Here is a 19340-nt window from a genome sequence, read left to right on the forward strand (position 1 = left end):
CAAAGGGAGCGCTTAGCGCCCGTCCGGACCGGAGTCGCGCTCGGAAGCCCCCTGGGCCTCCTCCACGCTCTCCAGGGCCGCGGCCGCCAGCATGCGCGCCCTCGCGCTCAGCGGGTCCTTGCCCTCGGGGTCCAGGGACACCGCATGATTGAAGTCGTGGGCGGCCTCCATCACCTTGCCCTGGCGCAGGTGGACCTCTCCGCGGTTGACGAACGGCGTCAGGTCCGTGGCGTCCAGCTCGATGGCCCGGTTGAAGTGGGCCTCCGCCTGGTCCAGGTTCTCCAGCGCCAGATGGCAGGCGCCGAGCGCTGTCTGGAAGTAGGCCTCGGAGCCATCCATGGCGGCGAGTTGCTCGAAGACGGCCAGGGACTCCTGGAACCGGCCGTCTTGAAACAGGTCGAAGCCCTGAGTGGCCCGCTCGAGCAGCTCCGGGCCGGACAGCGGCTTCCCATCATTGTTGGAGACCGGCGCCTTGGCTTGGGTCGTCGTCATCTGGACTCATTCCCGGGGCGAATATGGAGGCGGCCTGGAGTCTAGCCCGCCTCCAGCGAGCCCACCAGTCAGGGGACGCCGAGAAGCGCCTACTCGTCGAAGCCGTCACGCGTCTTCTGCAGCTGCTTCTTCAGGCTGGCGATGGCCATGTCCACGCCCTTCTGGGCCACCACCGCGCTGAACATCTGCTTCTTGAAGCTGTCGTCGACGTGCTTGTCGATGTCCTTCAGGGACGCGTTGGGGTTCTGCTTCAGGTAGCTGGCGATATCCCCATCCAGCTTCTTGGCGATGGTCTCCGACACGGAGTCGTCGAAGAAGCCGAGGAACGGCTTGTTCTCCAGGATCTTGTCCGTGCCCAGGGCGCTCGCGTAGTTGTCGCGGTCCGTCCCGGTCAGCTTGCTCTCGTCCTTCTTGCGGATGCCATCCAGGGTGGCCGCCTGCTTGGCCCGCTCCGCGGCCGGATCCGAAGGCGCCTGGGTGGAAGACTCCGACGCGGTCTTCTGCGTCGAGGAGGTGTAGCGGGGACCGCCATTGACGGGAGCGACCATGGATTTCTCCAAAAGGGTGGGGTTGAAGGAATTCTCGCGGGGGGACGCGGAAAGTTTCGGACAGCCGCACACGGCGTGTCCACCGGCGGCCAGAAATGAACCGGCCCCGCAGCAGCTCCAGGAGCTGCTGCGAGGCCAGGGTGCTGCGAACCGCGCTGAAACGATTAGCGCATGTTGCCGATGATGGAGCTCTGCATCTTCTCGATGGCCTTCATCGAGGTGGAGATGAGCTCGACCAGCTTCGCCTCGCGCTGCATCTGCTCCTGCGCGCGGAGGAAGGGCTGCTGATCCGCCGGGGCCGCCGCGATCATGTCGTTGGAGGCCTTGGAACCAGCCAGGATGCTGCTCGCAGCGGCGTTGAAGTTGGCAGAGACAGTCATGTTCGTTCTCCTGAGATTAATTCGTGGGTGCTGCGTGGCGAAGTGCAGCGGCGGCTACAAAAAGATTATCGGGGGAGGGGCTCGGAAGTTTCCTGCGAATTATCCGGGATCATTTCCGGCATTTTCGCGAGGCCCGAGACCCTCCGGGAAACGGGCCTAACCCTTCAATTTTCCAAGGCTCGGGTTCTTCATCCAGGCCTTGAAGGACTCGAGCTGCTGCTGCTCCTTCTTGGGATCCGCGGGCGGCGGCGGGCTGGCCTCCGGGTCCAGGGACAGGGAGCGCTTGTTGGAAGCGCTCTCGAAGCCGTCCTTGGCGGCGGGAGCCCCCGAGGTGCGGGCCGGGGCCGGGGGGGGCGCCGCGGGAGCCGCCGCGCTCGGAGGAGTGAACGCGAGCTTCGCGTGCATCTCCGGGTTGGCCTCCTTGACGGCGTTCTGGATGGTCATCCCGTAGGTGCTCAAGCGCTCCGACAGGTACGAAACCACCATGCCCAGCGTGGGGGGCACGGGGAGGACGGGGTCGGCCATGAAGCGCTGGAGGGCGCCGGACACGTCACCGTAGAGCCTCTCGTCGAACGGGGTGCCCGGGGCCGTGGAGGCCACCAGCATCTTCATCGTCCGAACCACCTGGAGGAAGGTGCCCTGGGCCGTCTTGGACTGCGACTCCAGCTCCGCCAGCAACTTGTCGCGCTTCTCCACCAGTTCCGAGGGCTCCGGAGGCAGCGCGCCCATCTTCGCCTTCTGCGTGCTCATTGACTGACTCCACCTCTCCACAAAGAGGGGTTGGGGTTTATTGAGACGAGCCTAACAGACTGTTCCGGGCTCACCTACCCGGCGTCCGGCCAGAACCGGACGCTGGGACGGGCTTGTATCAACGCCGCTGGAGCGCGGTGAGCATGGCGCCCGCCTTGCGCACCACCGGATCATCCTGCGGCGTCATTGCCGCAGCGCGTCGGAGGTCATCCAGGGCCTGCTGCTTCTGGCCCAGGGCGAGCTTCACCTCGGCGCGGCCGACATAGACGGAGGCATCCTGGGGGGACAGCTTGGCGGCGACGTCGAAGGCGGCCAGGGCGCCCGTGCCGTTGCCCGCGGCCATCTCCACCACGCCCAGCGCCTTGGCGAAGTAGCCGTCCGTGGGATTCACGGCGTACAGGCCCTGGAAGAGCGTGCGGGCCTCGTTGATGCGGCCCTGGTAGAAGAAGAAGTACGCCGTCTTGGCGATGGCGTAGAGCTCGTCGTTGGAATAGCCGCGCACCTCGCGCAGCGTGGCCTTGCCATCCGCCCAACGCTGGAGCCTGGCCGCGAGCTGGGCCTCGTCCTGAGGATCCTCCGGCATGCGCTAGTAACCCTCGTCCTTCTGCTCGGCCCACATGCGCCGGATGATCTCCTTGGTCTCCTCGTTCACCTGGTCCACCAGGGTGAGCATGGAGGACTCCCGCTGGAGCAGCGCCTTGAGGCGCTCCAGGCGGTCCGGGGAGGCGTTGATGCGCGACAGTCCCCGGTCCATCAGGTGGCGGGATTCGTCGCTCCCCCGCCCCGCCACGCTGGCCAGGTGGGGGCGGTCGCTGAAGCCCTCCAGGTCCGCGTCATGCCCGCCGGGATGAGGCGGCAGGGGCAGGCGCAGCTCCTCCGACGAGTGCGCGGGACCGATGAAGTCCAGCAGCGCCGTGGAGGCGAGCGCGGGGTTCTTGGGGTTGCCCGTCTTGCGCAGCTTCTTGCGGTCGACCTGGGACGGGTCGACCAGCCGCTCACGGACGCTGCGGGGTCCCCCCCAGGGCCACAGGGGTGCCTTGGGAGGCTGATTGTTGATTCTGGCCATCGTGAACTCCGAAGCTCACTCCAGGAAGGGGGGGGCCGTCCAGCCCCCCTCCCCTACCGCCCTCCGGCGGCCGCGTGTTCGCGCTGGATTTCGTAGATGAAGTTGAGGACCTCGGCGACGGCGTCGTAGAGTTCCTCCGGCACTTCCTGCCCCACCTCCACCCGGTACAGGGCATTGGCCAGGGGCACGTTGCGCATGATGGGGATGTTGTGCTCCTTGGCGATGGCGCGAATCTTCTCCGCCTTCAGCCGCAGCCCCTTGGCCACCACGCGCGGCGCGGTGTCCTTGTCCTTGTCGTACTTCAGCGCGATGGCGATTTCGGCGTCGTCACTCATGGGGCGCTCCGCGAACTCCTGCCGATGATAACCGCTCCAGGGCCGCTCACGCGCGGGCCACCGGGGCGGGTCCGCCGTTCTTCAGGTCGTAGACGAAGTTGAGGACCTCCGCGACGGCGTCGTAGAGCTCCTCGGGCACCTCGTGGCCCACCTCCACCCGCAGGAGCGCGTGGGCCAGGGGCACGTTGCGCAGCGTGGGGACGTCCTCTTCCCGGGCGATGCCCTTGATGCGCTCGGCCTTGTGGTCCAGGCCCTTGGCCAGCACCCGGGGCGCGCCGTCCTTCTCCCGGTCGTACTTGAGCGCGACGGCGACGTGGTCCGGATTGGTGACGATGACGTCCGCGTCCCGCACGGCCTCCATCTGCTGTCCCTCCATGATCTCCTGGTGGAACTCCTTGCGCTTTGCCTTGTGGTGCGGGTCGCCTTCGCTCTCCTTGTACTCCTTCTTCACCTCGTCCTTGGACATCATCATGTCCTTCATGAAGGACTTGCGCTGCCACCAGATGTCGAAGATGGCGAAGAGCACGAAGAGCAGCGCGACGCGGGTGGCCACGCGCGTCACCAGCTCTCCCATGATGGTCATGATGACGCGCGTGTCCTGGCGGATGGTCTCCATCACCATGGGCATCGCGTCGCGCACCACGCCGTAGACGACGTTGGCGGTGATGGAGATCTTGATGAGGTTCTTGAGCAGCTCCACCAGCGACTTCTTGCTGAACATGTTCTTCAACCCGGCCAGCGGGTTGAGCTTGTCCAGCTTGGGCATCAGCGGATCCAACGTGAACAGGGAGCCCACCTGCAGGAACTCCATCAGCCCGCCAATCACCGCGCCGCCCGCGAGCACCGGCAGCGTCACCAGGAGCAGCGTGCGAATCCCCAGGTAGATGAGCTGCGCGGTGGCATCCCCCAGGTCATCACCCCGGGCCAGATGGTCGAAGCTGAACATGAAGAGGCTGGAGATCTCCTTCTCCAGGTTGTCCCAGGTCGCCTTCACGGCGCCCAGCCCCACGACGAGCACGGCCACGCCGCTCATGTCCTTGCTCTTCCAGATCTGCCCCTTCTTGCGAGAGTCATCGAGCTTCTTCTGCGATGGCTCTTCTGTCTTGTCTCCACTCTCGTCGGACATGGGCGCGCGTTCCCGGGAGGAGGCTCAGGCCAGAAGCCGCAGGGCGTCGGTGAGCACCCGCAGCATGTGGGCCAGTTCGACCTGCATGCGCGACAGCAGCGCCCCCAGCACCAGGAAGGTGATGAGCACGCCGACGAGCGGCTTGATGGCCATGGAGATGAAGAACACCTGGATTTGCGGCGCCACACGGTTGATGGCGCCCAGCGCCACGTCCGTGAGGAAGGTGGCACACAGCGCGGGAGCGGCCAGGGCCAGGCCCACCTTCATCATGTCGGCGAAGACTCGCACCAGCACGTCGAAGAAGGTCCACGAGCCATGGCTGAAGCGCGGGAAGCCATCCAGCGGCACCGTGGCCAGGCTGTCCGCCAGGGCGCGGATGACCACGTGGTGCCCGTCCAGGGTGAGGAACAGCACCACCGAGAGCTGCACCTTGAGGTTGGAGAAGAGGGAGACCTGCTGGCCGAGCTGCGGGACGTAGAGCTGGGCGTTGTTGCTGCCCGCCATGGTGTCGGTGACGGTGCCTGCGATGCGCGCCGCCTCGAAGGCGCTGTTGATGATGAACGCCATGCAGAACCCGATGAAGACCTCCTTCGCCATCAGCGCGATGTAGGGCAGCGCCGTCAGGGGGATGGTCGTCACGGTGTGCGCGATGGAGGGATAGAGCACGATGGCCAGCGTCAGCCCGATGCCCATCTTCATCTCCGTGGGCACCACTTCACCGCCGAGGAACGGGCTGAAGATGAGCACCGGCATCACCCGGCACATCAGCAGGGCGACCGTGAAGATGGCGGCGGAGAAGTTGGTCCGAGCGGCCAGCTCGGACACGAGGTCCGCGGCGTTCATTTGATGAGGGCGGGGAACCGGTCGAAGACGTGGAAGGTGAAGCGCACCAACTGGCTTCCAATCCACGGCCCCGTCATGGCCAGCACGCCAAAGACGATGATGACCTTGGGCGCGAAGGTGAGCGTCTGCTCCTGGATCTGCGTGGTGGCCTGGAACAGGGAGATGATGAAGCCGACGATGAGGCTCATCAGCACCGGCGGGGCTGACACCACGAGCACCAGGAACAGCGCCTCCTGGGTGATGACCGTGAGCTGGTTCATGGGGTGCCTTCTTCCTACAGGTAGCCGACGACCAGGCCCTTGGCGATGAGGTACCAGCCGTCCACGAGGACGAACAGGAGCAGCTTGAAGGGCATGGAGATGGTGGTGGGCGACAGCATGTGCATGCCCAGCGCGAGCAGGATGTTGGCCACCACCATGTCGATGACGATGAAGGGGACGAAGAGCAGGAAGCCAATCTGGAAGGCCTCCTTCAGCTCCGACACCACGAAGGCCGGGATGATGACCATGAAGTCCTTGCTGTCCACCGAGTCCCGGTCCTCGCCCTGACGCATCTTCTTGGCCAGGTTGTAGAAGAGCGAGCGGTCCTTCAGGGTGACCTTCTTCATCAACCAATCGCGCAGCGGCTCCTTGGCGCGGTCCGCTCCCTCCAGGAGGGTGCCCACCTTCGCCGAGGAGAACGCGCCGGCCCCCGAGGAGTCCCAGACGTTGAGCTCCGAGGCCCGGTACATCGTCATGCCCACGGGGGTCATGATGTAGACGGTGAGGATGACGGCCAGCCCGGTAATCACCTGGGTGGGCGGAATCTGCTGGGTGCCGAGCGCCGAGCGGACGATGGAGAGCACCACCGAAATCTTCACGAAGCTCGTCACCATCATCAGCGCGAAGGGCACCAGGCCCATGGCCGCGAGCGCGAGGATGAGGATGAGCGGCCGCGACGTGAAGGTGTCGGCGCTCACCGCCTCATTGGCGACGGAGTCGGGGATGTTGCCGGGGCGCTTCTTCTGCGCGAGGGCGATGAAGGGATGCAGCGACACCGCGGCCGCGAAGAGCCAGGGCGTGACGCGCGGGAGCAGGGAGCGGGCAGGAGTCTGGACGTTCACGGGACAGGTGCCATCAAGCGCCGGGGGGCTGGGACGACGAGCCCCCGGAGCGGCGGGAAAGGAGCTTCTGAAGGAAAGGGCTCAGGGGAACCACGTTCGTCTGCGGGCGCTGCGCGGCGCGGATGCGCTCCACCGCCTCCAAGTCCAGCTTCGACAGCAGTTGCAGGCCCGCCTCGCCACCGCCCAGGAGCAGGTACTCGTCCGCGGCCTTCACCACGAAGAGCACGCGCTTGGGGTCCAGCGTCAGACGCTCCACCACGGAGACGACGGTCTGCTTGCCCGGCACGGCCCCCTGGAGGCCCATCAGCCGACGCAACCCCACGTTCAGGGTGAGGTAGATGGATGCCACCACCGCGCCCAGCACGAGCAGCGTGCGGATGAGCATCCATCCCATGCTCTCCGGCTCGGCCTCCGCCTCGGCTGCGGCGGCTCCGATGGTGGGGTCCTCCCAGCGAGGCTCTTCTTCGGGCGACTTCTGACGCGTCGCGGCGGGAGCTTCTGGGGCGAGGCCAGGTTCCGGCACCACCGACTCAGGCGCCTTCGAGGCACCATCAGCCGGAGTGGGGAGTGCCGTGGCGCTCGGGGTGACGGCCGGCGCCGCTTTCCGGGCGCTGTCCGCCAGAGCACCGGGGGCGGGCGCCGTCGCTCGAACCGTTTCCGCCGAAGCGGGAACGGCGGGAGTCGTGGCGCTCGGCGCCGGCTTCTGCGCCCGGTCCGTCGCAATGGGCGCCGTGGCGCCTGGCGCCGACTTCTCGGCCCGGTCCGTCGCGGCGGGAGTGGCGGGGACCGACTTCTGTGCCCCGTCGGCCGAGGCGGGCGGGACAGGCGCGGCCGTGGCGCTCGGCACGGGCGTCGCGGGCGCCTGAGCCAGCACGGTGGAGGACGCGAGCAGCAGCGCGGCGCCCAGGGCGCGGCGCATGAGGGGGTTGCGGAGGACTGCCATGGATGGGGGCGAGGCTAGTTCAAAGGCCGGAGGACCGCCACGGGCCCCCGTCCGGCGGCCCGCTCCCGCCCGCTTGCTTCCGTCCTGGATGAAGACCTCAACTCAGCTCGCCAGGGTGGTGACGCGCACGCCGAGCTGGCCTTCCATCTCCACCAGCTCACCCCGGGCCACCACCTTGCCGTTGATGGACAGCTCCACCGGCTCGCCAGGGCCCCGGCTCAGCTCGATGACCTGCCCGGCCCGCATGCCCACCACCTGCTCCGCGGTGACGGGGATGCGCGCCAGCTCCACGGCGATCTGCAGCGGTACGTCTCCGAGCAGGTCGCTTCCGTCCGGCTTGTTCACGTCGTCCAAGGGCGCCCCTTCAAGCTCCGGAGGAACGTCCAGCTCCGGATTGGTGAAGTCCTCTTCCTGTTCCCGCCCCCCACCCTCCTCGGTGGCCGAGCGCGGGTTCCCCGACTCCCCGGGGATGATTCCTGTGATTCGGGCCTTGTAGCGCCCGTCGTCAACGAAGACCTCGGCCTCCGCGTGCCCCGCTCGCCCCGCGCCCACGCGCAGCTGCGCCGTCCCGGATTCACCCCGGTCCGGCCGCGCCGACAGCACGTCCACCAGGACGACGTCCTTGACGCGCAGGCTCGCCAGGTCGCTGGTGGTCAGCTCCGCGGTGCCAATCTCCGCCCGCAGCCAGCTGCGCACCGCCGACAACCGGCCCGCATGTGCCGCCAGGTCCGCCTTCGCGAGGGCGCGCCGCTGGGCGCTCTGCACCGCGGGCTCCGCCGCCTCCAACACCGCCGAGGGCACCACCAGCCGCACCATGCCGCCATGCGGCCCCAGCGTGGCATTCAGATGGACCGTCAGCATGGGCCCGTCATCGCCCAAGCGCGCGGACACCTCGTCCACGCCGCGGGCGACTCCGTCCAGCCTCGGGCGAGGCACCCCGGCCTGCATCGCGGGCACCAGCACCCGCAGCACTTCCAGGATGACGTAGCCCATCACCCCTTCTTCGATATCCGTCAGCGGGCGCAGGCCCACCGTCTCGCCCGCGCCGCCCAGCAGCAGGTCCACCGCGGTGTGGGCCAGCGACAGCTCCACCTCCAGCACCGCCCTGCCCTGCAGCGCGCCCGGCGCCAGCACCGCGAGGAACGTCGGGTCCCCCAGGAACCGGCGCAGCTCCGCCATGGGCCGCACCTGCACGGACTCCAGGGACAGGCGCACCTCCGCGTCGAACAGGCCCTTGAGCCGCGCCGACACCGCCCCCAGCGTCCCCGCGTTCGGCGTCAGCCAGCGCAGCCGCTCCGCCAGGAGCCCCTGCGCCCGGGACACCTTCTCCAGCCCCTTGAAGGTGAAGGGCCGCCAGGCGCTCCGGTCGACCCGCTCCGGACGCTCGCTGCGCTCGACCTTCTCGGGGCGTTCCACCTTCTCGGGACGCTCGGTCTTCTCCGGCGGCGGACGCACCGGCTTGAGCTGGCGGAGGTCCACCAGCATCGTCCGCTCATGCACGCCGGGGCCTTCGTCCTCCGGCTCCAAGCTCATGTCTTCGCCTCGAAGCGTACCGTCTCGAGCTTCAGGCCACGGCCTCCCAGCGCGGTGCGCAGCCCCTCGCTGTGCTCCTCGAGCATCTTCAGCACGTCACGGTTGGTGCCGCTGAAGGTCGCCGAAATCTTCCCGTTCCTCGCGCTGACCTTGATGGACAGGCCGCTGAGCACGTCGCCGCGCAAATCAATCTGGAACTCGGCGAGGCCCGCGGCGTTGGTGCCCACGCGCACGCGGTCGACAATCTTCTGGGCAATCTCGCTGGCCATGGCGCGCAGCCGCTCGGAGCCCGCGGTGTCCTTGGGCTTGGCCACCGGCACCGGCGCCATCAGTGCGGGGTTGAACCGGAACCCCGGCGCCATCTCCGCGCCGCCGCCGCCTTCCTTCTTGTCCTTGCCGCCGCCACCGCCGCTGCCCTTGCCGCCGCCCGCGTCGGCCTCCGCCCGGATGAGCGCGCCCTTCTCCGAGCTGACCTGTCCCAGCGCGGACTCGGCCTTGCTCATGTCCTTGTCGCGTCCCTCGGAGGTGCGCTTGTCCTCCTTGGAGTCCGCGGCGCGAGAGCCGGAGCGAGCCTCCGTGGCCCCGCTGTCCGGCCGGCGCTGCGTCTGCGCCAGACCCGCCGGGTTGCCACCGAGTTGAGGCTGCTGGGCCTGCTCCCCGAAGGTCTTCCCCTGCTGCGTCGCCTTGGCCAGGATCTGCTTGGCGAAGGCGCCCGGCGTCTGCGGGGTGGGCGCGGGGGCCGTCGCCTGGGGCTGGGCCTGGGGCTGCATCAGCTTCTGGAAGGCGCTGGCCCCCTCCGTCCGCTTCTTCGCCTGGCCCTCGGCGAGCTTCTTCTCCAGCATGATGCGCTCGGCCAGGCGCGCTGTTTCACGGTCGTCGTCGACTCGGCTCATGACATCGTTCCCGAGGGAAGGGGTGGCGGCAGGTTACTTGCGCTGCCGAGCCAGGAACAAGGCGTTGCCAATCTCCTCCTGGCTCAACTCCTCGCGCTGCTGGCGCTCGTGCTTCACCTGCTTCTGCCAGGTCTCCTTGTGCTTCTCGATGGCCTTGAGCTCCTTGGCCGCCTCGGCCATCTCCCGCCGCCGCTGCTCGACCAGTCGCTCGGCCACCTTCACCGCTTCCCGCTGACGCTCGACCTCCAGCGCCACCTGCGCCTCTTCGTCCTTCAGGCGCTCCTCGAAGCGGCCCATCATGTTCATGCCGTTGATGCCGGAGCCCTTGGCCATCACCTCCTTGAGGTAGGCGGCCACCTTCTCCTTGCGCTCGCGCTTGCGGCGCTCCAGCTCGTCCATCAGCCGCTGGAGCTCCACCTTCTCCTTCTCGAGGGCCTTGATGGCGTCGGAGAAGGCCTGCTCGGCCTCCTCCTTGGCCCGGGTCCGCATGTCCAGCAGGGTTTGCAACCGGTACGGGGGCATGGTCCCCCCATCCTACCCCGGATTTCCCAGGGTGCACCCCTGTCCAGTGGGCCAGGAGTCGTACCCCGACGCCCCAGGGGGGCCCGGCTCACTCCTCGAAGAGGGCGATCAACTGTTCCACCGTCTCCTCGAAGCCGGAGTTGGAGTGGGTGTCCTGCTTGAGGAAGTCGATGATGGCGTCGTACTTGTCGATGGCGTAGTCCGTGCGGGGGTCCGTCCCGTACTGGTAGGCCCCCAGCAGGATGAGGTCGCGCTGCTTCTCGTACGTGGCCAGCGTCTCGCGCAGCTTGCCCGCCGCCTTCTTGTGCTCCTTGGAGACGATGCCGCTCATCACACGGCTGAGGCTCGCGAGCACGTCCATGGCGGGCCACTGGTTTCGCTCGCCCAGGGCGCGGTTGAGGATGAAGTGGCCGTCGAGAATACCGCGGACCTCGTCCGCGATGGGCTCCTCCATGTCACCGCCGGCCACGAGGCAGGTGTAGATGGCGGTGCACTTGCCCTTCTCCGAGTTGCCCGTGCGCTCCAGGATGCGCGGCAGCATGGAGAACACGCTCGGTGGGTAGCCTTGACGGGCCGGGGGCTCGCCCACCGCGAGGCCAATCTCACGCTGGGCACGCGCCAGACGCGTCACCGTGTCGAGCATGAAGAGGACGTTGCCGCCGCGCTCCCGGAAGTACTCGGCGATGGCGGTGGCGACGTAGGCGGCGCGCAGACGCACGAGGCTGGGCTGGTCCGAGGTGGCGCACACCAGCACGGAGCGCTTCATGCCCTCCTCGCCCATGGCGTCCTCGATGAACTCGCGGACTTCGCGACCACGCTCGCCGATGAGGGCGACGACGCAGAGGTCGGCCTGGGTGTTGCGCGCTATCTGTCCCATCAGCGTGGACTTGCCGACGCCGGAGCCGGCGAAGAGGCCCACGCGCTGGCCCTCGCCCACGGTGAGCAGTCCGTCGATGCAGCGCACGCCCAGGGGCAGGGGCCGCTCGATTCGCTGACGGGTGAACGGGTCCGGGCAGTCGCGGTCCACGGACCAGTCGATGAGGCCCTCTTCCGGCAGGGCGCTGCCGTCCATGGGCTCGCCGATGCCGTTGAGCACGCGCCCCAGGAGCGCCTCGCCGCACTTGATGCTCAGGGGCTTGCCGGTGGGGATGACCTCGCTGTCCGGGCCGATGCCGTACAGCTCGCCCAGGGGCATGAGCATCACCTCGTCACCCTGGAAGCCCACCACCTCCGCCTTCACGGCGCCGCGGCCCCGGCTCTTGATGAGCACCAGCTCGCCCACGCGGACGTTGGGGACGCTCGCCTTGATGATGAGGCCCGTCAGCTCGGTGACGCGGCCCCGGACGCGGACCGTCTGGGCTTCCTCGATGAGGTCGAAATAGCGCGAAAGGTCGATGGCCATGGACGTGGTCCTGTCCCGGCTAGGCCGGGCCTTCCTTCGGGCCGTTCTGGTCTGGCAGCAGCACGTTCTGGAGCATCTCCAGTTGCGTGGGCAGCTGGGCATCCACGGTGCCGAACTCCGTCTGGACGATGCAGCCCACCGGAGCCACCTCCGGGTCCTCCTTGATGGCCAGGTCCACCGCGCGGCCGATGAGCTCCATCAGCACGGGCTTCTTGGCGCGCAGCACGGCGGCGGTCTTCGGGTGCACGCGCAGCGTCATGGCGCGGGCGCTGCGCAGGTTGTCGATGGCGGACGCGCACAGCTCCAGCATCAGGTCCGGGTCCTTCTCCAGGCTCCGGCCGATGATCTTCTCGCCCACGCGCAGCCCCAGGGCGATGATGTCCTTCTCGTAGGTGCCCAGGAGCTCCCCGGCCTGCATCTTCGCGCGGAGGATGATCTCCGTGGCCTGGGCCAGCCCTTCCTGGCGCCCCTGCTCCCGCGTCTTCACTAGCAGCTCTTCGCGCTCGCGCTGGGCCTCCGCCAGGATGCGCTCCTTCTCGCGGTGCGCCTCCTCCAGGATGCCTTGGGCTCCCTGGCGCGCCTCGAAGACCTCGGCGTTCATCACTCCCGCGCGAGGAGGCCGCAGCATCGGCCGCTCCGACACGAGAGACGGCTCCGCCGTCCCGTCACCCTTGATCACCTTGCCGATCGCCATGCGCCGCTCCTTGCGGGCCGGATGCTAGCGCGTTCCGCCGCGCGGTCCACGCCCGCCGGAGCCCGGAGGCACCGGCTTGTCCGTATCCGACGGCGAGCGAGGTCGGCGCTGCACCGACGTGCCCTCCTCCCGACCCCCCGGCCGCGGCGCCCCCGCGGGAGGGCTCGCTCGCCCGGCGAGCACTCGAGGGGACCGCTCCTGCTGGCCTCCACCCTCGCGAGCCGGGTCCGGACGCACCGCCTTGACGCTCACCGACGAGCGCGAGCGAAACACCCGAGAGCCCTCCGGGTCCTCGCGAGGCGGCGCGGCATCGGCGCGAGGCCTCACGCGGGAGGAACGGGACAGCTCCTCGGGAGGACGCTGCACGCGAGAGGACTCACCCGCGGGACCTACCCGCGAGCCGTCCCCCGCAGGGCCTACCCGCGAGCCGTCCCCAGCGGGGCCCACCCGCGAGCCATCCGCCGCGCGCCCCACGCGAGAGCCGTCCGAGGCCGGGCCCACCCGCGAGCCGTCCGCCGCGCGCCCCACTCGTGAACCATCCGAGGCCGGGCCCACCCGCGAAGCCTCCGCCGAGCGGCCCACCCGAGAACCATCCGAGGCCGGGCCCACCCGAGAGGCGTCCGCCGAGCGGCCCACCCGAGAACCGTCCGAGGCCGGGTCCACCCGAGAACCCTCTTCGGCGGAGCTCACCCGCGAGCGCTCCCGCATGGGGGGCGCCTCGGCCTCGCTCCCAGGTGTCACCGGCCGAGGCCGGGGGCCTCCCAGGCCCAGACGCGAGGGCGGAGGACCGATGCGAGCGCCCTCCGGGTCCGGCCTCGAGGGACGACCCGGCCGGGGCTCGGGCCCTCCTGGCTCACGACCCGCTCCCGCTGACGTGCCCTCTCGACGCGGGGCGCCCGGTGCGGCGGGGTCTCGACGCGGGGGAACGCGATGGACCGAGGAGCCATCCGCCGCGCCCTCCTTGGGACGCGAGACACGGGAAGGATCCCGCTCCCGGCTGGACATGGCGCCCGCGCTCCTCGCGGCGCGCTCTGCCATGAAGTCGCGCTTCACCGCGGGCTCGGCGCCAGGGGGCCGACGGGTGGCGGTGCCCGGCTTGCCCGGCTCGCGAGCCACGCCCGTGCCCTCCCGAGGCGGACCCACGGGCTCCCGGTGCACGGCGGAACCACCCGCCTCACGAGGCACCGGCGCGGCTTCACGGGGCGGCGCGGGCTCGCGAGACGCTTCCACTGGCGCTTCACGGGGAGGGGCCTCACGCGCCGCGGCGGAGGCGGCGGCCTTGCGCGCACCCGGCGGGGGCGGCAGCACGGCGGACTGACGCGGCGGCGGCGGGGTCGCCAGGCGCACGGGGCGCTCGATGAGGCCCCGGGTGGCCAGCCGCTCCAGGTCCATGACGATGTCCGTGCGGCCACCATCGCCGCGCGCGGTGGGACGGATGCGCTCCTCGCGCACCCACTTCGCCACCAGGCTGCCGAACTCACCCCGGTACTTCTCCAGCATGCGCGCGGCGAACTCCGGCGACTGGGCCACGCACGCGCGCGCCAGCCGCTGGACTCCCGCGCTGCGGATGGAGCCCGCCGGGTTCTTCAAGCCGTCGTGTATCTCCAGTTGGGCGCGGGCGTCCTCCTCCGGGAGCTTGCGCGGCGCATTGGCCGCCACGGACTTGCTGGCCAGCAGCTTCAGGTCCGGAGGCAGGGCCTCCAGCAGCGTCTCCCGCTCCGCGTCGGGGAGCCCCGCCAGGGCCGGGCCCAGCACGCGCGCACCCAGCCTGTCGCTCACCGTGAGCAGCTCTCGCTGCTGGAGCATGAGCACGTCGGAGAACTTGAAGCCCGCCGACTGCGAGGCGCTCGACTCCCGCGCCAGCGCCTCCTCCAGCTGCCACCGGACGATGTCCAGGACCTGAGGCCGCACCTCGCGGGTCAGCTTCACGCGAGACGGCGGCAGGTGCACCCGCACTGCCTCCGCCATCGCGGAGGGCAGCGCGCGCAGGACAATCTCCATCAGGGCCCCCCGCTCGCGTTGCAGCAGCGCGGCCAGCCGCTCCGGCTCCGCGGTCCACAGCTGGCCGCGCCGGTCCTTCACCAGCCGCTTGATCTCCTGCACCAGCGCGGGGATGCGCTTGTCGCGGGGGATCTGCAGGATCTCCTGCGCGCGGTGGCGCAACAGCTCACCTTCCTCCGTCGGGAGGTGCTCCATCGCCCCCAAGCTCTCCTGGCCGCCGAAGGTGACGGCGGTCAGGAGCAACATGCTCTGACGCTTGTTGAGCGAGGTGAAGAACGAGTCCAAACGTCACCTCGCGGGCCCCACCGACGCCCGCTGGGAGAAAGGAGGCGCCCCCCTCTCGGCAGGGGCGCGAAGGCGTCAGGCCTCGGGCGGACGGACGCGGGGACGGGAGCCGCGCGCGGCGGGAGCGCCACCGGGAGCACGCATGAACGACCAGCCCGTCAGTCCCATCATCCCCAGGATGAGCACGAAGGCCCCCACCAGCATCATCTTGAACTGGCTGGCGCTGGAGGCCGTCATCCGCAACCCCAGCACGTCCTGCTGCCGGTTCTCGTCCGTCTTCTCCGCCTTGGGGCCCTGCGCCGCCGTCATCAGCACCGTCACCGCCTCCGGCCGCATCTCCGGCACGGCCGTGGCCACGAAGGCCTTCACCGCGGCGACTTCAATGGGCGCCTTGCCGCCCTCGACGATGCGGTACTTGATGAACACCGACGCGGACGGCATCGGCTTGTTCTCCGGCTGCGTCAGGTCGTTGTTCTCCGGCACGCTGACGATGGCGCGCGCTTCCAGCACGCCGTCGATTTGATTGAGCGCGTTGGAGACCTCGCCCGCCATGGCCTTGAGGAGCATGGCGCGCTCCTCCGTGGCGGTGGGCACCATGCTTCCCTTGGCGAAGTGCGACAGCCCCTTCTCCACGGGCCTGGGCAGCGAGTTGAGCTTGAGCAACTCCGCGGCCTCGGCGGCGTCCGTCTTGGGCACGGTGATCATGAACCGCACCTCGTTGCCGCCTTCCTCCTTCTCCTTCTTCGCGTTGATGCCGTTCTTGCTGAGCAGGACGTAGATTTCGTTGGCGTCCGCTTCACTCAGCTCATGCTGCAGCTCGATGTGACATCCCGTCACGAGCACGAGGGCGAGGAGCGGGGCGGCGAACGCATGCGGTCGGCGAATCATGGGCGGGAGTGAGCTTACCTGGGCCTCGGAAAACGCGGAAGGGCGCCCCCTCCAACTCGGAGAGGCCGCCCTTCGACCAAGCGCCACCGAGGACGGTGGATGGAAATCAGACCTGCGTCTTGACGACGTCCTTGAGGCCGGTGGTGGCCTTCTCGACCACCTTGCTCGTCAGGTCCAACTGCTGGGTGTACTGATACATCGACGCCTGGAGCGAGAGCAGCTCGGCGTTGGAGAACTGCTTGCCGCTGGAGGCCTGGGAGATGATCTTCTCCAGGTTGCCCTGGCCCTTCTCCAGGTCGCCAATCACCTGCGTCATCATGTCGGAGGCCTTGCCCGTCTTGCCCGTCTCCGTCTTCGCGGCGACCGGCTCCGCGGCCTTCGCGGAGACAGGCTGGGTGGCGGTGGCGCTGACCTTGTTCAGGGCCGCCTTCTCCGTCTTGTTGACGGTCTCCACCTGACGCACGGCGTCCGTCTTCTGGGTCGCCTGCGCCGCCTGGGCCTTGTTCACGCCCTGGGCCGCGTCCACCTGGCCGGCGCCCTGCGCCTTGTCAGCGAGAACTCCGTCGAACTTCGACGCTCCCGCCTTGTTCGTCTGCTGGACGCCCTGATCCTGCAGCTTTTGCTGCGCCACCTGTGCCGCGGAGATGCCCGCCATCGGACCCGCCATGTGACAGCCTCCTTGCATCCGTCGAGGTAGGGGGAAGTTCCTCCTCCTCGTTCAAGAGTTCCTTGAGGCGGTCGATGGCCCGCGCATGAAGCCGCGACGCCCAGCTCTTCGACTGCCCGATTTCCGACCCCGCCTCTTCCAGCGTCCTGCCCTGGAAGTAGTACCCCTGAAGAAGCTTTCGCTCCTTCTCCGGGAGCTTCTCTATCGCCGCCCGCACCCGCGTCTTCAGCTGCTCCTGCTCCAGCCGGACGTCCACCGGCAGCGACTCGTCGGTGTACCCGCCGTTGTCGGCCCCCTCCAGACTGGAGGCGAACACCATCGCCAAGCCCTGCACAGCATCCGAGATGTCACTGACATCATCGTCGAATGAGCTGCCCCGGTTGCTTGAGCCCGACTCTCGGTCCGACAAATTGCCGAGATACGCCGCCGCCCGCTCGCCCACATACGCGTTGCGGGCGTCAGAGCCCCTCAACACCCCCATCTTCCTCAAGCCGTCGAAGATGGCGCCCTTGATGCGGTAGTGGGCAAAGGTGAGGAAGTTGGCTCCCACCTTCGGGTCGAATCGTTCAGCGGCCTCCAGCAGTCCTATCTGTCCGTACGCCACCAGCTCATCCAGTTCGAGCTGGGCGTTGAACTGCTTGCGCACGGTCGCGGCGAGCGACCGAACGTAGGGGCCGTACTTGGTGAGGATGGCCTTCCTGTCTTCGCCCAGTGGCAAGCGCTGCTCACTCGGCCTTGGACCACAGCCGCTCGAGTACCTGGTTCAGCCTCGGGTCATCCTGCAGTGCGTCCGCGATCTTCGTGGTGAGGGAGGAGGACTTCATTCGCAGCTTCTCCTTCAGGACTTCTGCGACCAACGCCCGGGTCGCCTCTTCCTTGCTCTTGAAGCCCCCGTTCTTCAATCCGCGGGCAATGGCCATCGCCTGAGCGGCGACCGGATCCGCGGCCTGGGGGCCCTGGACGTTGCTGGAGCCTACCAGACCCGAAACGCCAACAAGAGACTCCGCCTTGTCCACCTTGGCGCCAAAAGCCGTGCCACCCGTGGGCGCCGCGGACGACGCCCCCTTCGCGCCACCGGCGCGCCCCTTCCCACCACCGCGTCCAACGCCACCGACAGCCATGGGCGAAGCTCCCCTCCTGCCTCTACTTCTTCGCGGGAGGCAGGACTCCCGCTTCCTTCGCCTGGAGGAGCGCCTGCGCCAGACGGGCCCCGTCACCTTCGGGCTCCAGGTCGATGGCGGCCTTGAGCTCCTTGAGCGCCTCCGGCACCTTGCCCAGGAACAGGAGCGCCTCGCCCACGTGCGCGCGCGGCAGGGACGCCTGGGGCGCCAGTCGCTGCGCGGAGCGGTAGGCCTGCAGCGCCTTGTCGTGACGGCCCTGCGCGAACTCCACGGCGCCCAGGCCCAGCTGCGGAACCTCGCTCTTGGGCATCAGCGCCGCGGCGCCGGAGAAGATCTCCTTCGCCTTGTCGAACTGCCCCATGTCCAGCCACAGATAGCCGGCCTCCAGCAACACCATGGCCTGCTGGCGCCCCAAGGGGACCAGGCTGTTCGAGATCTCCGAGACGCTCTCCGCCATGGACTTCGCTCTTCCTTTCCTGGTCCGGCCTGGAGGGAAGCGGCGCCGCCTCCCTCCCCTCCGGACTTCCGCCCGCCACGCCCCGAGGGCTTAGCGGACGTTGCTGATGGAGTTCTTGATGCAATCGTGCCGCGACTTCATCACGTTGGAAATGGCCGTGAAGGTCTGCGACTCCTGCTGGATGGCCGCCTGCAGGTTCAGCAGCTTGGAGTTCTCCGCCGCCATCTGGTTCAGCGAGAAATTGCCGCCGACGGTGTCCGACGTGCTGGTGCCGAGCGCGCCCGTGCCGGGACCCGCCACGCCACCACCGACGCCACCCGCCACGCCGCCGATGCCGGCCGCGACGCCGCCACCCATGGAGGGGGCCACCGTGCCGCCGCCCATGCCCACCGCGGTGCTCATCACGCCCGCGTAGGGCGCGCTGCCGGAGCCCGAGTTGTTGGACAGGGTGTGAACCGAGGAGACCGCCGCGGACACAATCTGACCGCCCGGAATCATGCCCGCCACCGCGCCGACGCCCGTGCCCACGGCGCCCGCCGCGCTGTTGAGGCCGTTCTGAAGCCGCGCGCCAAAGCCCGTGTTCGGGGTCTGCCGCGCCGTCGTGACGTTGGTCGAGAGCCGGACGCCAGGACCCATCATGTTGTCGATCTTCGCCATTTCATCCTCCAGGCGCTGCGAGAAAAAGACAGAGCTCCCGGATGATCCAGTGCTCTTTCCCTGATTATCGTCCCGTCCCTCCGCCAGTTGCCTGCCCGTGGCGAAAAACCGCGACGACTCAGGAAAACCCCGTCATTTCCGGCCCTTGGAACCCTTCGATTCGGCGATCAGCCGCTCGCGGGTATCCACCAGCAATTCCAGCAGCTGCTCGGCGTGGGTGAGCGCGGCCTGGGCCTTCTTGCCGACCTCCACCTTGGGCCCCTTGAGGGCGGCCAGGCTGTCCTTCAGCGGATCGAACAGCGCCCGGACGTCCTCCGCGGGGGTCGCCTCGAGCAGCGACTCGATTGCGGGGTACGAGGGCACGGGAAGCTCCTGGGCCGAGGGGGGAGCGGACGGCTTGGCGGACGGGGGCATCGCGGAGGGGGTCTCCTGTCGGGCCAGCGGCCGGAGGGCCGATGGACGCTTGCCGGCGTGACGCTAGGGGAAAAGCCCGCCCGGCCACAAGCCATCAGAGGTCTGCCCTCGGGTCCACCCTGCCCTGGCCCCACCGGCAGGGGAGGGACCGGGCACGCGCCGACCTTGCCCCCCCAGCCCTGTCTCCTTCCACCGTCGCACCTAGCTTTTGGAACAGCGGG

Annotated in this window: 25 protein-coding genes; all 25 read right to left on the bottom strand. The window is 68.8% G+C overall.

Annotation, left to right across the window (positions count from 1 at the left end; genetic code table 11):
* Positions 1–12: 12 nt before the first annotated feature.
* The 25 genes from LZ199_RS13295 to LZ199_RS13415 all read right to left on the bottom strand — a co-directional run bounded on the left by LZ199_RS13295 (position 13) and on the right by LZ199_RS13415 (position 19068).
* A complete protein-coding gene (locus LZ199_RS13295) occupies positions 13–492 on the bottom strand; it encodes a tetratricopeptide repeat protein (RefSeq protein WP_163867973.1) in 480 nt (159 codons plus the stop codon).
* 89 nt (positions 493–581) lie between these two features.
* Positions 582–1040, bottom strand: a complete 459-nt coding sequence (locus LZ199_RS13300) for a hypothetical protein (RefSeq protein WP_253994047.1) — start codon at positions 1038–1040, stop codon at positions 582–584.
* Positions 1041–1204: 164 nt separating this feature from the next.
* Complete coding sequence (locus LZ199_RS13305) at positions 1205–1420, bottom strand: hypothetical protein (RefSeq protein ID WP_163867971.1); 216 nt, start codon at positions 1418–1420, stop codon at positions 1205–1207.
* Between the two features lie 156 nt (positions 1421–1576).
* Positions 1577–2170: a hypothetical protein gene (locus tag LZ199_RS13310; protein ID WP_253994048.1), complete on the bottom strand. Its 594-nt coding sequence runs from the start codon at positions 2168–2170 to the stop codon at positions 1577–1579.
* A 118-nt stretch (positions 2171–2288) separates the two neighbouring features.
* Positions 2289–2753 carry a SycD/LcrH family type III secretion system chaperone gene (locus tag LZ199_RS13315; protein ID WP_253994049.1) on the bottom strand — a complete coding sequence of 155 codons (465 nt, stop codon included), beginning with the start codon at positions 2751–2753 and terminating at the stop codon, positions 2289–2291.
* Between the two features lie 3 nt (positions 2754–2756).
* Positions 2757–3236: a hypothetical protein gene (locus LZ199_RS13320; protein WP_163867968.1), complete on the bottom strand. Its 480-nt coding sequence runs from the start codon at positions 3234–3236 to the stop codon at positions 2757–2759.
* Positions 3237–3289: 53 nt separating this feature from the next.
* Entirely contained in the window at positions 3290–3571 is a 282-nt protein-coding gene (locus LZ199_RS13325) for an EscU/YscU/HrcU family type III secretion system export apparatus switch protein (protein WP_253994050.1), read from the bottom strand.
* A 46-nt stretch (positions 3572–3617) separates the two neighbouring features.
* Complete coding sequence (gene sctU / locus LZ199_RS13330; protein WP_253994051.1) at positions 3618–4697, bottom strand: type III secretion system export apparatus subunit SctU; 1080 nt, start codon at positions 4695–4697, stop codon at positions 3618–3620.
* 24 nt (positions 4698–4721) lie between these two features.
* On the bottom strand, positions 4722–5540 hold the full coding sequence (locus LZ199_RS13335; protein ID WP_163867965.1) for a flagellar biosynthetic protein FliR: 819 nt from the start codon (positions 5538–5540) through the stop codon (positions 4722–4724).
* Positions 5537–5800, bottom strand: a complete 264-nt coding sequence (gene fliQ, locus LZ199_RS13340) for a flagellar biosynthesis protein FliQ (RefSeq protein WP_253994052.1) — start codon at positions 5798–5800, stop codon at positions 5537–5539. Before fliQ ends, LZ199_RS13335 begins: the two co-directional genes overlap by 4 nt.
* A gap of 14 nt (positions 5801–5814) precedes the next feature.
* A complete protein-coding gene (gene sctR / locus LZ199_RS13345; RefSeq protein ID WP_253994053.1) occupies positions 5815–6642 on the bottom strand; it encodes a type III secretion system export apparatus subunit SctR in 828 nt (275 codons plus the stop codon).
* A 13-nt stretch (positions 6643–6655) separates the two neighbouring features.
* Positions 6656–7585: a flagellar biosynthetic protein FliO gene (locus LZ199_RS13350; RefSeq protein ID WP_253994054.1), complete on the bottom strand. Its 930-nt coding sequence runs from the start codon at positions 7583–7585 to the stop codon at positions 6656–6658.
* A gap of 102 nt (positions 7586–7687) precedes the next feature.
* A complete protein-coding gene (gene sctQ / locus LZ199_RS13355; protein ID WP_253994055.1) occupies positions 7688–9118 on the bottom strand; it encodes a type III secretion system cytoplasmic ring protein SctQ in 1431 nt (476 codons plus the stop codon).
* Positions 9115–10011 carry a flagellar hook-length control protein FliK gene (locus LZ199_RS13360; protein ID WP_253994056.1) on the bottom strand — a complete coding sequence of 299 codons (897 nt, stop codon included), beginning with the start codon at positions 10009–10011 and terminating at the stop codon, positions 9115–9117. The genes sctQ and LZ199_RS13360 overlap by 4 nt, the downstream gene beginning before the upstream one ends.
* 33 nt (positions 10012–10044) lie before the next feature.
* Positions 10045–10533, bottom strand: a complete 489-nt coding sequence (locus LZ199_RS13365) for a flagellar assembly protein FliH (RefSeq protein WP_253994057.1) — start codon at positions 10531–10533, stop codon at positions 10045–10047.
* Positions 10534–10621: 88 nt separating this feature from the next.
* Complete coding sequence (gene sctN, locus LZ199_RS13370) at positions 10622–11935, bottom strand: type III secretion system ATPase SctN (protein ID WP_253994058.1); 1314 nt, start codon at positions 11933–11935, stop codon at positions 10622–10624.
* Between the two features lie 19 nt (positions 11936–11954).
* Complete coding sequence (locus LZ199_RS13375; protein ID WP_253994059.1) at positions 11955–12629, bottom strand: FliH/SctL family protein; 675 nt, start codon at positions 12627–12629, stop codon at positions 11955–11957.
* 24 nt (positions 12630–12653) lie between these two features.
* Positions 12654–14915, bottom strand: coding sequence for a hypothetical protein (locus tag LZ199_RS13380; RefSeq protein ID WP_253994060.1), 2262 nt, complete (start codon positions 14913–14915; stop codon positions 12654–12656).
* A 75-nt stretch (positions 14916–14990) separates the two neighbouring features.
* Entirely contained in the window at positions 14991–15803 is an 813-nt protein-coding gene (locus tag LZ199_RS13385) for a type III secretion protein (RefSeq protein ID WP_253994061.1), read from the bottom strand.
* Between the two features lie 106 nt (positions 15804–15909).
* Positions 15910–16470 carry an ATP-dependent helicase HrpB gene (locus LZ199_RS13390; protein WP_253994062.1) on the bottom strand — a complete coding sequence of 187 codons (561 nt, stop codon included), beginning with the start codon at positions 16468–16470 and terminating at the stop codon, positions 15910–15912.
* Entirely contained in the window at positions 16352–17188 is an 837-nt protein-coding gene (locus tag LZ199_RS13395; RefSeq protein WP_253994063.1) for a sigma-70 family RNA polymerase sigma factor, read from the bottom strand. Before LZ199_RS13395 ends, LZ199_RS13390 begins: the two co-directional genes overlap by 119 nt.
* 7 nt (positions 17189–17195) lie before the next feature.
* Complete coding sequence (locus tag LZ199_RS13400) at positions 17196–17591, bottom strand: hypothetical protein (RefSeq protein ID WP_163867954.1); 396 nt, start codon at positions 17589–17591, stop codon at positions 17196–17198.
* A gap of 22 nt (positions 17592–17613) precedes the next feature.
* Positions 17614–18048, bottom strand: coding sequence for a tetratricopeptide repeat protein (locus LZ199_RS13405; RefSeq protein ID WP_163867953.1), 435 nt, complete (start codon positions 18046–18048; stop codon positions 17614–17616).
* 90 nt (positions 18049–18138) lie between these two features.
* A complete protein-coding gene (locus LZ199_RS13410) occupies positions 18139–18705 on the bottom strand; it encodes a hypothetical protein (protein ID WP_253994064.1) in 567 nt (188 codons plus the stop codon).
* Between the two features lie 132 nt (positions 18706–18837).
* On the bottom strand, positions 18838–19068 hold the full coding sequence (locus LZ199_RS13415) for a hypothetical protein (RefSeq protein ID WP_253994065.1): 231 nt from the start codon (positions 19066–19068) through the stop codon (positions 18838–18840).
* Positions 19069–19340: the final 272 nt, after the last annotated feature.

This window comes from Myxococcus qinghaiensis, assembly GCF_024198215.1.
Classification (GTDB): domain Bacteria; phylum Myxococcota; class Myxococcia; order Myxococcales; family Myxococcaceae; genus Myxococcus; species Myxococcus qinghaiensis.

Excerpts from the sequence above, each read along its gene's own strand:
- LZ199_RS13295 (WP_163867973.1), bottom strand. The coding sequence starts at position 492 with ATGACGACGACCCAAGCCAAGGCGCCGGTCTCCAACAATGATGGGAAG.
- LZ199_RS13300 (WP_253994047.1), bottom strand. The coding sequence starts at position 1,040 with ATGGTCGCTCCCGTCAATGGCGGTCCCCGCTACACCTCCTCGACGCAG.
- LZ199_RS13305 (WP_163867971.1), bottom strand. The coding sequence starts at position 1,420 with ATGACTGTCTCTGCCAACTTCAACGCCGCTGCGAGCAGCATCCTGGCT.
- LZ199_RS13310 (WP_253994048.1), bottom strand. The coding sequence starts at position 2,170 with ATGAGCACGCAGAAGGCGAAGATGGGCGCGCTGCCTCCGGAGCCCTCG.
- LZ199_RS13315 (WP_253994049.1), bottom strand. The coding sequence starts at position 2,753 with ATGCCGGAGGATCCTCAGGACGAGGCCCAGCTCGCGGCCAGGCTCCAG.
- LZ199_RS13320 (WP_163867968.1), bottom strand. The coding sequence starts at position 3,236 with ATGGCCAGAATCAACAATCAGCCTCCCAAGGCACCCCTGTGGCCCTGG.
- LZ199_RS13325 (WP_253994050.1), bottom strand. The coding sequence starts at position 3,571 with ATGAGTGACGACGCCGAAATCGCCATCGCGCTGAAGTACGACAAGGAC.
- sctU (WP_253994051.1), bottom strand. The coding sequence starts at position 4,697 with ATGTCCGACGAGAGTGGAGACAAGACAGAAGAGCCATCGCAGAAGAAG.
- LZ199_RS13335 (WP_163867965.1), bottom strand. The coding sequence starts at position 5,540 with ATGAACGCCGCGGACCTCGTGTCCGAGCTGGCCGCTCGGACCAACTTC.
- fliQ (WP_253994052.1), bottom strand. The coding sequence starts at position 5,800 with ATGAACCAGCTCACGGTCATCACCCAGGAGGCGCTGTTCCTGGTGCTC.
- LZ199_RS13350 (WP_253994054.1), bottom strand. The coding sequence starts at position 7,585 with ATGGCAGTCCTCCGCAACCCCCTCATGCGCCGCGCCCTGGGCGCCGCG.
- sctQ (WP_253994055.1), bottom strand. The coding sequence starts at position 9,118 with ATGAGCTTGGAGCCGGAGGACGAAGGCCCCGGCGTGCATGAGCGGACG.
- LZ199_RS13360 (WP_253994056.1), bottom strand. The coding sequence starts at position 10,011 with ATGAGCCGAGTCGACGACGACCGTGAAACAGCGCGCCTGGCCGAGCGC.
- LZ199_RS13365 (WP_253994057.1), bottom strand. The coding sequence starts at position 10,533 with ATGCCCCCGTACCGGTTGCAAACCCTGCTGGACATGCGGACCCGGGCC.
- sctN (WP_253994058.1), bottom strand. The coding sequence starts at position 11,935 with ATGGCCATCGACCTTTCGCGCTATTTCGACCTCATCGAGGAAGCCCAG.
- LZ199_RS13375 (WP_253994059.1), bottom strand. The coding sequence starts at position 12,629 with ATGGCGATCGGCAAGGTGATCAAGGGTGACGGGACGGCGGAGCCGTCT.
- LZ199_RS13385 (WP_253994061.1), bottom strand. The coding sequence starts at position 15,803 with ATGATTCGCCGACCGCATGCGTTCGCCGCCCCGCTCCTCGCCCTCGTG.
- LZ199_RS13390 (WP_253994062.1), bottom strand. The coding sequence starts at position 16,470 with ATGGCGGGTCCGATGGCGGGCATCTCCGCGGCACAGGTGGCGCAGCAA.
- LZ199_RS13400 (WP_163867954.1), bottom strand. The coding sequence starts at position 17,591 with ATGGCTGTCGGTGGCGTTGGACGCGGTGGTGGGAAGGGGCGCGCCGGT.
- LZ199_RS13405 (WP_163867953.1), bottom strand. The coding sequence starts at position 18,048 with ATGGCGGAGAGCGTCTCGGAGATCTCGAACAGCCTGGTCCCCTTGGGG.
- LZ199_RS13410 (WP_253994064.1), bottom strand. The coding sequence starts at position 18,705 with ATGGCGAAGATCGACAACATGATGGGTCCTGGCGTCCGGCTCTCGACC.